Consider the following 15,171-nt stretch of genomic DNA (forward strand, 5'->3'; position numbering starts at 1 on the left):
ACCGGACGGCTTTGAAAAAACGCGGGCATAGCGAGCAGACAGACACGCCGCCGGACGGGATCCGGATGCACCGAAAACGCCGGAGCTTCGGCCAGTTTCTGCTGTCGATTGACGCGTTCGTGGACACGGCGCTCTGGAAAAGCGGCACGTTTTTGCGCAGAGCGTTCGAACGGTATGATGCGTTCTTGCGCCAGTTCCGTGCACGGGGCGTGTGGCGCGGGCTTGCGGAGCTGTCGTCCGACGGCCTGACCTTTGGGATCCTGGGCTTTATCGTCGTGCTGGCCTTTGCCCAGCCCGCCTTTGAAGCCACGCGGTATGCGGACTGGAAGACGACGGATGATTTCGCTGTCACATTCCTAGACCGGTTCGGCAATGAAATCGGCCGGCGCGGCATCGTGCTGAATGACAGTGTGCCCCTGGACCAGATTCCCGATTCCTTGATAAAGGCCACGCTGGCCACCGAAGACCGGCGCTTTTTCGACCATTTCGGCATTGATATTGTCGGCACGTTCCGCGCCATGGTGGAAAACGCCCGAGCGGGAACGGTGGTTCAGGGCGGGTCGTCGATCACCCAGCAGCTGGCCAAGAACCTGTTTCTGACCAATGAGCGCACGCTTGGCCGCAAGGTCAAGGAGGCGTATCTGGCGTTGTGGCTTGAGGCCAACCTGACAAAGCAGGAAATCCTGAAACTCTATCTCGACCGCGCCTATATGGGCGGCGGCGTTTTCGGCGTGACCGCTGCGGCAGAGTTTTACTTCAACAAAAACGTGCGTGAGCTGTCCTTGGCCGAAAGCGCCATGCTGGCCGGGCTTTACAAGGCGCCAACACGCTACGCCCCGCATATCAACCTGCCCGCCGCGCGTGCGCGCGCCAACGAGGTGCTGACCAACATGGTGCAGGCCCGGTTCCTGACCGAAGGCCAGGTGATCGGCGCAAGGCGTAATCCGGCGGTTGCCGTCGACCGGTCGGAGGATCAGCTGCCTGAATATTTCCTCGACTGGGCTCTGGAAGAGGTCAAATCCCTGGCCCGCCGTCTGCCCGCCTTGTCACGTGATCGCATCGTAACCGTACGCACGACCTTTGATCCGGCCCTGCAAAAACAGGCCGATCTGGCCGTGGAGACCGTGCTGCGGGAAAACGGCAAGGTGCGCGATGTCAACTCCGCGGCTCTGGTTGCCATGGCGACCGATGGCGGGGTCGTGGCCATGGTCGGCGGCCGGTCCTACGGCGAAAGCCAGTTCAACCGCGCCGTCAATGCCCTGCGCCAGCCCGGATCGTCATTCAAGCCGTTTGTTTACATGACTGCCTTCATGAATGGCTACAACAAAGACAGCATCGTGCCGGACCGGCCGATCCGGATCGGCAACTGGGCCCCGCAGAATTACGGCCGCAGCTTCCGCGGACCGGTGACGCTCAAGCTGGCGCTGACCAAATCGATCAACACGATCCCGATCCGCCTGTCGCTTGCCATCGGCCGCGACAAGATCATCGAGACCGCCTATCAGATGGGCATCAGCCACGAGCTGCAAAACTCGCTGTCGCTGCCGATCGGCTCCTCCGATGTGTCGGTGATCGACATGGCGGCAAGCTACTCGACTTTTGCAAATGGCGGCTTTCAGGCGCTGCCCTATACGATCCTTGAGGTCGAAAACAGCAACGGCCGTACGCTCTACCGGCGCGAGCAGGACGAGGCCCCGGTAAGGCGTGTGCTGCCGGCAGACAAAGTCGCCGAAATGAACGAGATCCTGGTCAATGTGGTGGAGGCCGGCACCGGCCGCCGTGCGCGGATCGATGGCGTCGTCGCTGCGGGCAAGACAGGCACCACCAATGCCTATCGCGATGCATGGTTTGTTGGCTACACCGGCAATTTCACGGCCGCGGTCTGGTATGGCAATGACGACTTCACCTCAACGCGCCGGGTTACCGGCGGCAGCCTGCCGGCCATGACCTGGCAAAAGTTCATGGCCTACGCCCATGAGGGGATCGATCTTGTGCCGATGCCCGGCGTTGATGCCGACAGCCTGCAAAGCAGCCCCGCCGTTGCTGCCGCGGGCACCGATGACACACGCCCGCAACCCCGGCTGCTACAGAGACAGACGCAGATCGTTCTGGATGAGATTGGCCAACAGCTGAGCGGCGTGAAGGCGCGGGCGGATGCCGGGACCGGCCAGGAAACCGGCGCCCTGGCGGCGCCCGGGGCCCGGGTGACCCAATGAATGCTCCGCTCAAGCCGCTCGGCGAAACCGGCTTTTACGGGACAGACACGCCACGGATCCTGCGCACGCCCCGTCCCGCGCCCTTGCGCGTCCTTGTGGGGCTGTTTCTGATCACGGTGATCGGCGCCCTGCTTGGAATTGGGTCGGCCTATGTCATCATCGAGGCGGAACGGCCGTTCAACGCCGTTGAAATCGGCCCCTGGGAGGCCTACCCGCTGGCCGGCACAAAGGATGCCGATCCCTATTCGGTTGCTATCTACACGCGGGGGGCCATCATACCGCTCGCCAATGGCGAAGGCCTGGCGCTCACCGCACGCACGGACAGCGCCGACAGCATCCTTGATCCGTCTTGCACCTACCGCATTTCCGGACAGACACCGACGGCCCGGCTTTGGACCTTGACGGCAACGGACCGGCACGGGCGGCTGTTCGAAACCCTGCCTGGCAGAACCTTTTTGACCAGCCGCGGGCTGCTGCGCAAGCCGGACAGCAGCTTCGACATCATTGCCTCGCGCAGCGCACAGCCGGGAAACTGGCTGCCGCTGCCGGCCGACCCGCAATCCGTCGAAGGTCTGTATCTCACACTCCGGCTTTACGATGCACCGGTCACGACCGGCGCGGCCATTGAAGGCGTCAGCATGCCTTCCATCCGCATTCTGGGATGCTGAGCCGATGCTGTCCGACCGGTTCCGTCTGACCATCGCGCTGCTGTCGCTGCTGGCGATTGCCGGGATTGTGCATATTCTGGTGGTCCTGTCGGTCCCCGACAATGTCAGCCACAGCGCCTATGCCAAACTGGATCAATTCGGTCCCGACCGGAGTTTCAATCTTCTGCCCGACGTCATGCCCGGCGCTGAACCGTTGCCCGCGCTGGACCCGGCCATGAAACACGCCGCCTGCCGGTTTCAGCTGAGCGATGGGCCGGTGGCGTTCAAGGCCGATGTGCCGGTCCCGTTCTGGTCGATCGGCGTGTTCAATGCAGCTGGCGAAGCCATCTACAGTCTCAACAACAGAACCGCAGGTTCGGACGATCTGTCGATGCTGATCCTGTCGCCGGCGCAACTTTCGATCCTGAGAGAAAATCCGCCTGACGATCTGGAGGACCTGATTGTCATTGAGACCGATATGCAGGCCGGTTTTGCACTCTTGCGGGCCTATGCCCCGCATCCGAGCCTCAACGCACTGGTGGCAACGGCGTTGACCGCTGCCGAATGCGGCAGCCTCACCTAGAGGAAAATACGGCATTTTTGCTCCGGTCAGGATTTTTCATTTTTAACCGTGACAAAAATAACAATATATATTGCCGACCGCTTATTTTTTGAGCACTAATACTTTGAGCATCTTTCATTTTTAACCGTCTTTCAACGTTCATCGCGGCAACTGCATAGAATGAACCCATGTCGGAACGTCGTCCTCGTTTGGCTTTTATGTTTTGTTTTGCCGGTCAGCGCCAGCAAAGCCGATGAATATTTGATCGTCACCGGCACCGGCTATCCTCCCTATGTCGACATCACTCTTGAAAAGGGCGGGATGGTCACGGAAATCGTCGAGCAGATCTTCGCAAATGCAGCCAATGCCGCATCCTACGAACTTGTGCTGGCCCCTTGGACCCGCGGCTATCAGCTCAGCAAAGAAGGCAAGTTTATCGGCACATTCCCGTATATCTGGAGCCAGGAAAGAGCTCAGGATTTCCTGTTTTCTGACCCCATTTTGGACGGGCACCAGAAGTTCTTTGCCCGCAGGGACTCGTCGATTGTTTTCGACGGCCCGGAGAGCCTGACCGGCAGCCGGGTTTGCAGTCCGCGCGGTTATGAAAAATCGTTGTTCCGGGCCTGGGAAGCCGAAGGCTACATCGTCGTTGACGAACCGGGATCGCTGCAGGACTGTTTCAAGATGATTGCGCTCGGCCGCACACATCTCGTCCCCCTGATCGAAGAGGTTGGCATGTTCGTTCTGAACAACACCAGAGGCGTTAACAGCGATGACTTTACCGTTCTGGAGCCGCCGATCCGGGACCTCCCGCATTACTTCATCGTCTCAAAAAGACTGCCGGACGCCGAACAGCATCTCGAAACCTTCAACAAGGGTCTGCGTGAGCTGCGCAAAAGCGGTAAACTGGACGAAATCATGCAACGACATATTGGCCGCGGGCCAAGCTGAACGCGCTTATTGCGTCACTTTTGGACCGGCGGGCGCTCCTGGCCCCAGCTCTTGTAAATGCGCGACCGTTTCGGGGCTTCGGCGATGCCGTAGCGGTTGCTCGTCGTACATCCGTTTTCCGCCAGACGGACCTGCCCTTCAAGGGTGCGGATGGCGTTGTTTGTCTTCCACATCCGGTTTTCCGTCGGGGTCTCGATTTCCAGCTTGTCCAGCGCATTCTTATACGCCTCGATCCGGAACCGCAGCGCCTGGGCCACCCAATTGATCATCATCCGGTTTTCCCAAACGCGTGCTTTGGCGCCGTTGTAAAGCTCCTGGGTGGTTACTTTCTTGTTGGCCAGAACCCGCAGCCGCTCGCTGTCCGCTTCCCTCACCCTGAGCGCGACTTCACAAAACGGCAGCACCAGATCTGCATCGCCGGTCGCATCTGAGGCAATCCGGTCGTAGCGAGCATCGCTGGAGCGGAACTTGTCCGAACTCAGGAAATGGTAATACAGATCCGGCGGCACCCGGCCTTCGGCCTCCGGCAGGACACGGGTCCGGGACAGCTCGACGATGGTTCCGCCGATCCAGTCCTTGGTCCAGGGCGGACGGATCAGCGTCCAGCCGCGGTCCCGCAGCAATTCTTCGTCATTGGTGTAGTTGAAGGTGGAGACGGGATCGCCCCGCAGCTTTGCGGCCCGGTCGCCGGCGGCCGGCATGACCTTGTCGTGGATGACGGACGGTTCGGCGCGGTCAAAATCTCCGGTCGGCCGCGTGCATGCGGCTGCCGATACGCAAAGGAGCACCAGCGCGCAGAGCCTCAAGCTCGTCAAGGCGGGTTTGCCCGCAGCTTTTTCAGTTGCCCATGGCCATGTGCCCATCGGGCCTGTCTCCGTGCATTGCCGGTTACAGCTGCACGGTCACTTCCTCTTACCGATCGCGATCGGTCGATCCCATGTCAGCCTTTGCTCCGATGGTCGTGATTCGCGCGGACAGATCAAGGGACGTGCGCTCGTAGCGCACACCTGGAAAGAGGATAACCTCTCCATTTTCCTTATTCCGTGCCCGAGCCAACCCCTCATCACGGGATTTCAGGCGTGAAGTGGGCCGCGGGGCGGATGCGAAATCCAACAATGTGCCCATCGTCTCCTCCTTCGGTTCCAACTGCACTGTTACGCTTAAGACGTGCAAATGGGTCAAATGGGGACGCAATACTTCTACAAATGTGATTAAGGCCCCGTCAGGGTTAACAGGATGCTAACGGTTTCACTCTAATTTTAGGCAACGGAAGCCTCCGGCTCGTCATGTGTTTGAGTAGACAGCCTTATGAACCCAAAAAGCCTGCCGCCGCTTAGCGGATCCGGGAACCGGTCACGACGCAAAATGGTGCTACAGTCCCCTGCCCCGTCCGAAGGCGTTTTGCTGTCTGCGGCCAAATTGTTCGCCGGCCGTGCCCGCCATGACGCGCAAGAATGCCGAATCTTTGCAGAGCTCGGCGTAAGCCTGCTGCCGGACACCGTGCGCGCCGAACGGCGCCAGATCGCTATGATGCTGGTGCGCCATCCGCAAACACCGATGCCGGTCCTGCAACTGCTTGCCGCCGACGCGGATCCCCTCACAGCCTATCCTGTCTTGAAGAACACGCCGGGGATTGCACCGCAAACCCTGGTCCGGCAAGCCGAACGCGGCCCGGACAGCTTGCGCAAGATCCTGGCGCAGCGTGTGGATCTGCCCCCGGAGGCCGCCAAGGCACTGGCGGTTCATGGCGGGGCTGAAGTGATTTCCCTCTTGCTCGCGCGCGATGACCTTGTCGTGACTGATGCCATCGCGGACGCCCTTCTCGCGCGCCCGGCGATCGTGTCAGAATTTGGCATCAAACTGGCGGCAAAGGGCATCATGAGCCCGCAGGCCCTGATGGCCCAGTATCTGACGTTGGACGCACCCTTGCGCACAAAAGCTCTTGCGGCAGCGGAAATGGAAGCGCTGGTGGAAACAGCCACAGCCATGCAGATCCCCGGACAACCTGCGTCAAACCGGGCCCGCGCGGCGCTTCGGTGTGATCCGGCAATCTCTAGCGCATTGGAAAACGCGGCCCTGCATTCCGATCACCGGCAATTCGATGCAGCTCTTGCAAAGGGGCTGTCACTGCCCCGGGCGCTGGCCACCGAGGTCAGTCAGGATCCGGGCGGCGATGCGCTGGCCATTGCTCTGAAGGCGCTCAATATCAGCGAAGCCGTGGCCGGAAACATCTTTGTCCGCCAGCTCGGAAGCCGCATGGGACTGGAGCAAATCCGCGGCTTGATGCGCCTGCACGCCCGCCTCAGCTTGTCGGCCGCGCAAATGCTGGTGAGGAGCTGGAGCCAAGCCGCACCTGCCAGCACACAACCCGCGCATCATGCAGCGCTCACCACCGAGACCGACGGCAAGGCCCGGCTACGCGGCACGTCCGATCCGAACCGCACCCAAACAACAGCGCCCCGGCCGCAAACCGGTACGGGCCTCACCGTCCAGCGGCAGACCGAGACCGGCAAGCGCAGCGCTTGAGGCTGTGTATCGAGCGCCGCTCCATCAGTTTCGTTTCAGGCGGTTTCGTTTCGGGCGGTTTCCCATTTGCCTCCAGCGGGTCGTCAAACAGGAAACACGGTCATGAAGCCTCTGTCGGATGAACACCGGAGCTTGTGGATCATCTGCTCCATGGGGACTTTGTCCGGCCTGGTCTTGCTCGACGAAACCGTGCTCGGCGTCGCGATCCCGTCCATTCAGACGGACCTCGGTCTGTCTCATGGCACGACGCACTGGATCGTGAATGCCTATTTCCTCACCTTGACCTGCCTGGCCGCGCTGGGTGGAAAGTGTGTCGACCTGTTTGGCTTGCGGCCCGTCCTGATTACCGGCGGAACTGTTTTTGCCCTTGCAAGCCTTTTGGCGGGATTGGCCGAGAGCGGACCCATGCTGATCGCCATGCGGGCGCTTCAAGGGGGCGGGGCGGCCCTGTTGTTTGCTTTGTCACAGGCCGGCGCCAACATGGCGTTCCCGCCGGAAAAGCGTGGTCTGGGCATCGGAATTTATGCCGCCATTGCAACAACATCCCTTGCCATCGGTCCACTCATCGGCGGCGTTATCACACATTACGTCTCATGGAACTGGGTCTTCTGGCTGAACATTCCCATTGTCGCACTTGCCGGGGCGATTGCCTACAGTGTCTGGAAAGAACCGGACCACCCGCCAGAAAAAACAGGTCTTGACTGGGTAGGCGGGCTCTTGATGCTCATCGGCTTGTGCGGGCTCGTGTTTGCACTGATGGAGGGCTCCAGCCTCGGGTGGCTGAACATCATCGTGCTTGCGAGTGCGGCCGCTGGCCTCTTCGGCTTGTTCTTGTTCGACCGGTTTGAACTGCGCCAGCGCAACCCCCTGATTGACGTCCACCTGTTTCGGGTGCCCGCGTTCACATCGGCCTGCTTCGTTTTCATGTGCTGCCAATACGTCATGATCGTGATGGCGGTCTTTTTGCCGATCTTCCTGCAATCCGAAATGGGCTACACGGCAGCCCAGGCCGGCTTGGCGGTGGTCCTCGCCGTGGTACCAATCCCCCTCATCTCTGCCCAAGTCGGACGGCTTGCCGACAAGATCGGCTCGAGGCCGATCGTGATAACCGGAACCGTTCTGGGAGCGCTGGCCACTGTCTGCCTGGCTGTCCTGATGCCGCTGAAGTCCTATTGGCTGTTTGCGGGCGCGCTGGTCCCCTGGGGCATTGCGATGGTGTGCATCGCCGGACCTTCGCGCCGGATCGCTGTCAACTCTGCACCGGCCAATGAGCAGGGCCAGCTGAGCGGAACGGTTGTTACCATCAGGTTGCTCGGGTCGACCATCGGCGTGGCCGCCTCAAGTGCGATGCTGACAGCCGGTTTCAGCATCCCCTTCGTGTTTGGCGTATGTGCCGCGCTGCTGGTGGCGGCATTTGCCACCGCCATGTTCTTACTGTCCGAGGCTCCGGAGCAGCCTAGGGAGCCCGGCGCGGCCTAGGCTGCCCGGTGCAGGATTGGCTGCCCGGTGCAGGTTTGGCCTCACTGCTTGGCAGAGACCGTTGCGACGGCCGCCTCTATATCGGAAATGAGATTGGCGGCCCGCAAAAGCAGCATGTCGAGCTGTTGAACGGTTTCACGTGCACCGACTTCGCCGTACCAGAAGAAATGGTTTCCCGGAACACGCGCATTCAATGCCCCGGAAGTCGCATAGTTCATCCGGTCCATCAGGCTTTGCCAGTTCGCCGGATCAATATCCTCCGACTTTGACAGGACCGGCAGCACAATGTTCCGGTACAAATGCTGGATCTGGTAAATGCCCCAGTTTCCGCGATCGGTGAGCGCGTGATCGTTGTCCAGAACCTTGTTTCCCGAGATTGTCACCACGAACGGAAAATCAGTCACTTTCAACCCGCCGGTGTCGGCCAAGGACCAATCCAGATCTTCGACAAACTCGCCATTCTCGTAGCGCGATGCCATCATGATCGCGTTCATCGCCACTGGGATCTCGCCCAGCACCTGGCTCTCGAACGTGTCCCAGGGCATGATCGTATGGCCGTTCATCGCGTCCTGCGCCAGAACATATTTCTTGAACAAGTCGTAGAATTGCGGTGCGGCAGACAGCCCATTTTCCGCCTTGGATATTGCGCCGGGCGCGGCCAGGAGCAACGGGATCGGTGGGGTCGACGCGATGGACACATATAGGCTCATGTCGAGGCCGGCCGCCTGAGACGCCTCATAGACCGATTGTGCAATTTGTCCGCCGGCACTCCAGCCGAGCACAATGATCTCGCCTGAAAGACCATTCTCATCAGAAAAATGCTTGGCGACTGCGGCAACCTGCTTGCCCCAATCACGGATCGAAAACGCCGGATAGACCTTGGAATAGACCTTGTTGCCCGTCGGATAGGACGCGCCGAGGAACGAATAGCCCTCTTGAGCAAGCCAGTAGGCCAGAAAATCCCGCTCATTTCCGCCCGGATAGCCATAGGCGACGCGTGCCAGATGAAATCCGCCCGGCACAAAAACAACCAGAGGTTTGTCCGGATCGCCTTTCTTGAAATATGAAAGTGTCTCAATGCCGTTGGTAGTCAGCATTTCCTCGCCCGGGTATAGGCCCTGAGCATCCGGAAGCTTCTCCACTGTCCAGGCGCCGGTTGCATGGCCAGGCGAAGAAAACGCCAGAACACCAACAATCAACAGAAACAAAGTGCTCTTGAATCCTTGCATGCCGTGCTCCTTCCCGGTGGCAGACCGCGCAGATGCATTGCCTGAAAACAGGTGTCCCACGGCCCAGCGGCCAAATCAAGCACCACCCGGCGCCGGAAACACTATATCTGATCCGGCACCGGCTCAAACACCCGCCCTGCCTTGCAGGACACTTGGCCAGGCAATGGGCGTGTTTCGGACTGACGGTGTTAAAGGCGCGCCGGTTTCAGGGCCACTCACATGATCAGGCAGCTGGTGTCTTTCTTGACGCGCTCCTTCAACACGCCTGCGGCAAAAGACCGAATGCCCGCGTCCGGATGCGTGTCGGAGACCAACTTAAGCGTCTCGATTTCGAGGTTTGGGTTGGCCAATAGATCCTTCACAACGATTTTTGGCAACACGGGTGCGACTGTGGCTTTTTTCTGATCGTTCTGCCCCTTCATACCAATGAGATCCAATGTCTCTGCCCTGTTGATCGCATCCGCACTAAGGGTGTACGCGATACTGCGCAACCCATTGAGATACCGTCTGTTATCGACTTCCTTGTTGCTGCTTGCACAGGAAATCATTTCCCGGATGGCGGCGGGCGCACCAAAGCTGTCCGCCTGCATCAAATGCTTCAACTTAAGCAATTCCTTGTCTGTATTGCACGCGATCTCGTGCAGTCTTACACATGCCGCATCGCGGACTTCGTCGCTGTGACGGTGTTCGGCGGCAACTTCGAGCGTGTGAATGCTCGTGCCCGGATGCTGGACGATGGCCTCGATCACGTCCTTTGAAACCACAGGCCGTCCGTACTGAACGCCGAATGGCGGATTCGGGCAAAAATCATCATTGTGGCCAATACCGAGCATCTTTTGAAACGCGTTTTGATCGATCTCGCCCGCTGGTATGTTCTTGACTGCATTCACCTTGTGCCGTGCATGTGCGTCAGCATCAAACTGGCTTTGTCCAAAGGTAAAGTTGTCACTCATGTAGCCTTCAAAATCGTCGATATCGACCACACTCCTGTTTGAGATCAAGGCGGAAAACGTCTGGTTCACAAGCCGCGTATTCAACTTGATTTCACTCTGCTTGAGCTGAAGTCGTGTGGGCTTTTCCTTGTCAACCGACTTCGACAGGCAATCGTTCATCGCGCTGCTGGTCTTGGCGAGATTTGCCTGCTCTTTGCTGGTCAAAAACGGCGCAACAGAATGCCGCGCGACGTTCCGTTGCGGGAGCAGTTCCCGGGAAAGGGTCATGCCGTTCATTGTGGAGACGATCGCCGGCCGGTGATCATCGGAATCGCGGCGGCTTCTATTGAACGTATTAAACAAGGATTTATTCGTAAGTCCAAAAGACTTCTTGTCTGATTTCGTTAGAAACTGACCAATCGAATGCTCGACAACATCCTCTTGTTGTAGAGTTTTATTTACATTTTCAGAATTTGTAATCAAAGGAACGCTCGACATCTTTCTTCCTATCCAATTCAACGGGAGCGCCCCTCTACAAAAATATAATCATCCCTGTATATTTATATCGCAATTGAATTTTCTTATCCCTCACGCCTGACATGTATTCAGACTGCCATATTGATCCGGCTCTTGGCATCCCGCCCGGGATACGGGCCGGCCATCACGGTTCCCGGCACTTGTCTCCGCACCAGATTCTGCCCGGTGTTCGCATCAATCCGGATGTCATGGACGCGCCGGGTGGCCGACCTTCGGCATCCAGCCCGTTCGGGAGCCGGAACCATGCGTGAAGACAGATTGGTTTGAGGCGCCCCTTTAAGGCCGTCTGGGCCGTTTGGACTTCAACGCCTCCAGCTGGGCCGGTGTCAGAACGCCCGCAAGCTGGGTTTCAAGGTCCTGCCGCATAAGCCGCATTTCCGGGCGCAGCTTCATCATCTCGGCGCGCGAGGGGCGGCCCTTGGAAGGGTCAATCCCGTTTTCCACCAGAAGGGCTTTTACCTGCGACCGGTGCGCGTCCATGATGGCAATAAAAGCGGCCTCCTGATCACCGCTCAGGCCGAGTTCAGCTGCCACTTCCGCCGGTTGCGGCGGCTTTGCCATGGATTGCGCCGCACCGACAGACGGGATGAACGCCAGTTGAAGCATCATGACGCTTCCGGCAATCAGATGACGGCGGTTGGGCAAAAGCGATGTGAAAGTCATGTCGGCAAGATCCCTTTCTGTGTGAACGGGACCCAATTAACAAACCGGCTGAGAAAACCTGTGCCGCAGATGTAACGCCCTGTCGCAGTCTGGGGCTGTTCGACATCCGGATACGGATTTTTGCGCGGGTTCTCGGCTGCGGTCTAGCGAAACGGCCACGGATCGGGTTTTTTGGGGGCCTCGTCGCCATCATCGGCAAGCGGGAGATCGACCTGGCCGTCACGGGCTTCGGCTTCCACCAGCCAGTAGTCCGGATCCATGCGGGCTTCGCTTGCCAGCCGCGCATCCACCGCTTCCCGGTCTGCCTGAGACAGCACCCGTTCAAATAGGCGGCCATCGGGCGTTTCGACGAAATATGCTTGCGGTGCGGGACCGTAAAGATCGAGCGTTCCGTCGAGCCGGTCGACCAGAATGAAAATCGCTCCTGCTTCCGCTGCGCCGCGCTTGCTGACCGCCGCAAAACCGCCGGCCTGGAACAGGCGGCGCACAAAGGCGGCAACAAAAAAATCGGAAGCGGCACGCATCAGGTCAACCCGTCAATTGGTAATGTTCTGGCCGCTGACCATCTCAAGCCGTTCGACAACATCAGCTGTCGGCAGCCCGGTGAGCGGCAAGCCCCGGTCCAGCTGAAAACGCTGGATCGCCTTTGAGGTGTTGTCGCCCATCCTGCCGTCTGCCGCCAGCGGACCGTATCCGAGGTCCGCCAGAAGCCTTTGGATCTGCACAAGGCGGGTGTCGGCCTGGGGGGCCGGGATGACCTCCGGCGGCACAGGAGCCTGCCCGGAAGAGGATGCTGACCGGCCCGCGCCGCGCGGCGGATTTGCCGGCGCCGGCGCCGTTGCGATCTGGCGTGTGGCCGGCGGCGGCGGAACCGGCGTGCTGGCCACGCTGCGCGGGGCCGGGATGGAACCAGTGCGGGTATCGGGCTTGGGCCGTGGAAACGGCGCCCCGGCCACCGGCGTGCCGGCCGGGCCTGCTTGTCCCGAAACACCAGGTGTTTCGACACCGCGCATCAATACGGTTGCCAGCAATTCCTCGGTTGGCAGGCCCGTTTCCGGCCGGCCCAGAAGGCGCTCATACTGGCGGATGGCCTGCTCGGTCGCCGGACCGTTGATACCATCCAGCGGACCGACATAAATTCCGGCCTTGCGGAAGGCTGTCTGAAGATCGAGGACAAGCACCGATACTTCCTGAACCTGTGCCGGGCGACCTTCCTGAGGTGTGACCTGAGCCGGCGGTGTGTCCCATTCACGGGTGGAAAACAGCGGCGCCGGGTGGCGGCCATTTTGCAGGCCGACGGCATTTGCGACAATCAGGCAACCGGTGAGCGCCATGACAACCGAGCCGCCCGCCGCCACAGGGTTGTCGCGCGCAAAGCCCCCCGCCTTTGCCAGGACGCCGTCTTCCGGTTCGTCCAGCCCGAGGTCTTTTGCCAGATTGGTTTGTTTTTGTTGCCTCTTGCTCATGCGATGTTCTGCAGCTGGCCCGTATTGTTGGTCTCTAGCCTATCAGAAGTCCGTCCATCTGTATGCGAGGATTGGAGGGGAAAGCTCACGCTCACCCGCTCGCAGCGGTCGCGCACGGCGGAAATCTTCAAACGCGCACCCTGCAGCTGGGCCAGTTTTTCAGCAAGTGTGATGAAATGCCGGGCCGGCCCCGCGTTCAGCACAAGCCATGGATCGCCGCTCATCTCAACAAGAATATGCCCGGGCCGTGCCTTTGCGGACAGGGTCAGCTCCGTCTCGCATTGTGTGGCCTTCGCGGCCGCCAGCACCAGGCATTTCAGCATCTGGCGGCAAGCCTCTTGATCGCCCGCATAGACAGGCAGGCCCGTCTCAATGGCAGCCGCAAGGGTTATCCCCGCGCGGGCGGCCGCATCCTGCAATTCCGCAAGCGTCCCCGACAGGCAGGTAGGCATGTCAAACGGCACGACGTTCGCCGTGCGCGCACCGCTGTCCATATCTGCGGCCGACAGCACCGTGTCGACCATTTCAAGAAGCTGCTGGCCGGTCTCTTCGATCCGCTCCGCATAGGCTTCCGACGAGCTGGCGCCTGTTGCGAGGCCGGACCCGTCACGCGATTTCAGGATCGCCGCATAGTCGATGATCTGTTTCAGCGGGCCGCGCAGATCCGCTCCGAACCGGGCAAGATCGCGCGATTGCGCAGTGGTCTCCAAACGCGCCGTGCCGAGCGCCGAGGTCAAGGCCTCGTTTTCAGCATGCTCGCGGCTGCGGTCGCTCAAGGTCAGAACGACACAGTCTTTGGTGCCCGGATCCGCGGCGCGGCGCAGCGTGACCCGCAGCCAGACATAGTCAGCGTGGCCGGGTGTTCCCGGCTCACTTGCCCCCCGGCGCAGCCTCAGGTTCATGACCTTGGGTCCACCGGTTTCGCGCACATCGGCGAGCGCCATCAGATAGGCCGGGCGGTCGGTGACATGAAGGCGCTGGAGGAGCCAATCGCCTTTCAGCTGGCGGGCGGGCACATCCAGCATCGGATCAAGCGAGCCGCCCAGCAGACCCATGCTGCCGTCCGGGCGGTAAACGAGCACCGCCTCGTTGCTGTGTGCGCTGAGCAGCTGGGCCGCGCCATGACGCTCTTCCATGACTTTCCGCGACCGGCGCACATCCGACACAAGACGGCCGGCCAGAACCGCGGCGTAAACCGCTGCCCCGCACGCGGCCAGAACCACGGTCAACGGCGCCAGACTGCCGGGCATCGGCTCGGGTAAGGGCACCATGAACAAAAGGGCCACCGCGCCGAGACAAACCAGCGCAGACAGGGAGACCATCCGCCGGCAGGCCGCCTGGGCCGCTTCGAGCGGAACGAGCACAAGCCAGAACAAAGCGGCAGAGGCCGGACCGCCACTGACGGCAGCAAATCCGGTCAGGAACCCCGCGAACACCAGAGCCGAAAGCCCATATGCAAGATCGAGCCGTCCGGTTTGAGACAGGACCATCGCCAGGGGCCACTGGGAGAGCATGAAGGCCATCAGCAGGATAACGGCAAAGCCCGGTGCCCCCGCAAAGGCAAGGTGCAGCGGCAGCACCAGAAGACCGAGCGCGCCGGTCAGAAGGCAGCCGCTTATGAATCCCCGATGACGCGGCCGCGCCAAAGGATCCGCAGCTGCGGCCGGATGGACCAGACTGTCAGCCTGCGAAAGGACTGCTTCGCACAGAGCTGCAAATGAAAAAAGCCGGTTACGCACTACACTTACCCAGAGCCCGTCTTGGGGCGATTCACTTTCATCAAGAGGTGTGCAGCATTTTCCACCCGACCACTTAAGGAACGATAAAGGATAAAGCGTTTTTTCAGCTTCCGGAGCCGATTCAATGCGTAAAAACAGCCGCTTCCCGGGAAATAGATAAAATTTGAATCAAATACGTCGAAAATTTGCACGTTCGCCGAAACGCGGGATTCTCAAGTGTCTGC

General features: G+C 60.1%; 14 protein-coding genes. 6 read left to right on the forward strand and 8 right to left on the reverse strand.

All coding sequences use genetic code 11. The annotated features are described in order from the left end of the window. Positions 1 to 65 precede the first annotated feature (65 nt). The 4 genes from JM93_RS04015 (at position 66) to JM93_RS04030 (ending at position 4,376) form a co-directional block, all read left to right on the forward strand. Positions 66 to 2,216 carry a transglycosylase domain-containing protein gene (locus JM93_RS04015; RefSeq protein ID WP_145341055.1) on the forward strand — a complete coding sequence of 717 codons (2,151 nt, stop codon included), beginning with the start codon at positions 66 to 68 and terminating at the stop codon, positions 2,214 to 2,216. After that, complete coding sequence (locus JM93_RS04020; protein ID WP_145340744.1) at positions 2,213 to 2,884, forward strand: DUF1214 domain-containing protein; 672 nt, start codon at positions 2,213 to 2,215, stop codon at positions 2,882 to 2,884. Before JM93_RS04015 ends, JM93_RS04020 begins: the two co-directional genes overlap by 4 nt. Positions 2,885 to 2,888: 4 nt before the next feature. Next, positions 2,889 to 3,446: a DUF1254 domain-containing protein gene (locus JM93_RS04025; RefSeq protein ID WP_145340745.1), complete on the forward strand. Its 558-nt coding sequence runs from the start codon at positions 2,889 to 2,891 to the stop codon at positions 3,444 to 3,446. Between the two features lie 159 nt (positions 3,447 to 3,605). Further along, positions 3,606 to 4,376, forward strand: a complete 771-nt coding sequence (locus tag JM93_RS04030) for a substrate-binding periplasmic protein (protein ID WP_145340746.1) — start codon at positions 3,606 to 3,608, stop codon at positions 4,374 to 4,376. Between the two features lie 14 nt (positions 4,377 to 4,390). Here JM93_RS04030 and JM93_RS04035 read toward each other — a convergent pair whose 3' ends face one another. Further along, positions 4,391 to 5,239 carry a hypothetical protein gene (locus tag JM93_RS04035; RefSeq protein WP_208994908.1) on the reverse strand — a complete coding sequence of 283 codons (849 nt, stop codon included), beginning with the start codon at positions 5,237 to 5,239 and terminating at the stop codon, positions 4,391 to 4,393. Between the two features lie 49 nt (positions 5,240 to 5,288). After that, the gene (locus tag JM93_RS04040; protein WP_145340747.1) at positions 5,289 to 5,501 is read right to left on the reverse strand and encodes a hypothetical protein; all 213 of its coding nucleotides are present in this window, start codon (positions 5,499 to 5,501) and stop codon (positions 5,289 to 5,291) included. A 240-nt stretch (positions 5,502 to 5,741) separates the two neighbouring features. Between JM93_RS04040 and JM93_RS04045 the strand changes: the two genes are divergently transcribed. Together JM93_RS04045 and JM93_RS04050 are read left to right on the forward strand one after the other, a co-directional pair. Then, positions 5,742 to 6,902, forward strand: coding sequence for a DUF2336 domain-containing protein (locus tag JM93_RS04045; RefSeq protein WP_170230499.1), 1,161 nt, complete (start codon positions 5,742 to 5,744; stop codon positions 6,900 to 6,902). A gap of 102 nt (positions 6,903 to 7,004) precedes the next feature. Beyond that, on the forward strand, positions 7,005 to 8,381 hold the full coding sequence (locus tag JM93_RS04050; protein WP_145340749.1) for an MFS transporter: 1,377 nt from the start codon (positions 7,005 to 7,007) through the stop codon (positions 8,379 to 8,381). Positions 8,382 to 8,422: 41 nt separating this feature from the next. On the opposite strand, the gene JM93_RS04055 is transcribed toward JM93_RS04050, so the two are convergent. From JM93_RS04055 to JM93_RS04080, 6 genes are all read right to left on the reverse strand, one after another. Further along, complete coding sequence (locus JM93_RS04055) at positions 8,423 to 9,610, reverse strand: lipase family protein (protein WP_145340750.1); 1,188 nt, start codon at positions 9,608 to 9,610, stop codon at positions 8,423 to 8,425. Positions 9,611 to 9,825: 215 nt separating this feature from the next. Beyond that, positions 9,826 to 11,040: a hypothetical protein gene (locus JM93_RS04060; RefSeq protein WP_145340751.1), complete on the reverse strand. Its 1,215-nt coding sequence runs from the start codon at positions 11,038 to 11,040 to the stop codon at positions 9,826 to 9,828. A gap of 315 nt (positions 11,041 to 11,355) precedes the next feature. Next, a complete protein-coding gene (locus tag JM93_RS04065) occupies positions 11,356 to 11,742 on the reverse strand; it encodes a Spy/CpxP family protein refolding chaperone (protein ID WP_145340752.1) in 387 nt (128 codons plus the stop codon). A 143-nt stretch (positions 11,743 to 11,885) separates the two neighbouring features. After that, a complete protein-coding gene (locus JM93_RS04070) occupies positions 11,886 to 12,266 on the reverse strand; it encodes a DUF1491 family protein (RefSeq protein ID WP_145340753.1) in 381 nt (126 codons plus the stop codon). Between the two features lie 12 nt (positions 12,267 to 12,278). Further along, positions 12,279 to 13,208 (reverse strand): peptidoglycan-binding domain-containing protein, encoded by a 930-nt coding sequence (locus tag JM93_RS21905; protein WP_208994910.1) that lies wholly within the window; start codon positions 13,206 to 13,208, stop codon positions 12,279 to 12,281. Next, positions 13,205 to 14,947, reverse strand: a complete 1,743-nt coding sequence (locus JM93_RS04080) for a sensor histidine kinase (protein WP_145340754.1) — start codon at positions 14,945 to 14,947, stop codon at positions 13,205 to 13,207. Before JM93_RS04080 ends, JM93_RS21905 begins: the two co-directional genes overlap by 4 nt. Between the last annotated feature and the right edge of the window lie 224 nt (positions 14,948 to 15,171).

This window comes from Roseibium hamelinense (assembly GCF_007830545.1).
Taxonomy (GTDB): Bacteria; Pseudomonadota; Alphaproteobacteria; order Rhizobiales; family Stappiaceae; genus Roseibium; species Roseibium hamelinense.

Excerpts from the sequence above, each read along its gene's own strand:
- JM93_RS04015 (WP_145341055.1), top strand. The coding sequence starts at position 66 with ATGCACCGAAAACGCCGGAGCTTCGGCCAGTTTCTGCTGTCGATTGAC.
- JM93_RS04020 (WP_145340744.1), top strand. The coding sequence starts at position 2,213 with ATGAATGCTCCGCTCAAGCCGCTCGGCGAAACCGGCTTTTACGGGACA.
- JM93_RS04025 (WP_145340745.1), top strand. The coding sequence starts at position 2,889 with ATGCTGTCCGACCGGTTCCGTCTGACCATCGCGCTGCTGTCGCTGCTG.
- JM93_RS04030 (WP_145340746.1), top strand. The coding sequence starts at position 3,606 with ATGAACCCATGTCGGAACGTCGTCCTCGTTTGGCTTTTATGTTTTGTT.
- JM93_RS04035 (WP_208994908.1), bottom strand. The coding sequence starts at position 5,239 with ATGGGCACATGGCCATGGGCAACTGAAAAAGCTGCGGGCAAACCCGCC.
- JM93_RS04040 (WP_145340747.1), bottom strand. The coding sequence starts at position 5,501 with ATGGGCACATTGTTGGATTTCGCATCCGCCCCGCGGCCCACTTCACGC.
- JM93_RS04045 (WP_170230499.1), top strand. The coding sequence starts at position 5,742 with ATGGTGCTACAGTCCCCTGCCCCGTCCGAAGGCGTTTTGCTGTCTGCG.
- JM93_RS04050 (WP_145340749.1), top strand. The coding sequence starts at position 7,005 with ATGAAGCCTCTGTCGGATGAACACCGGAGCTTGTGGATCATCTGCTCC.
- JM93_RS04055 (WP_145340750.1), bottom strand. The coding sequence starts at position 9,610 with ATGCAAGGATTCAAGAGCACTTTGTTTCTGTTGATTGTTGGTGTTCTG.
- JM93_RS04060 (WP_145340751.1), bottom strand. The coding sequence starts at position 11,040 with ATGTCGAGCGTTCCTTTGATTACAAATTCTGAAAATGTAAATAAAACT.
- JM93_RS04065 (WP_145340752.1), bottom strand. The coding sequence starts at position 11,742 with ATGACTTTCACATCGCTTTTGCCCAACCGCCGTCATCTGATTGCCGGA.
- JM93_RS04070 (WP_145340753.1), bottom strand. The coding sequence starts at position 12,266 with ATGCGTGCCGCTTCCGATTTTTTTGTTGCCGCCTTTGTGCGCCGCCTG.
- JM93_RS21905 (WP_208994910.1), bottom strand. The coding sequence starts at position 13,208 with ATGAGCAAGAGGCAACAAAAACAAACCAATCTGGCAAAAGACCTCGGG.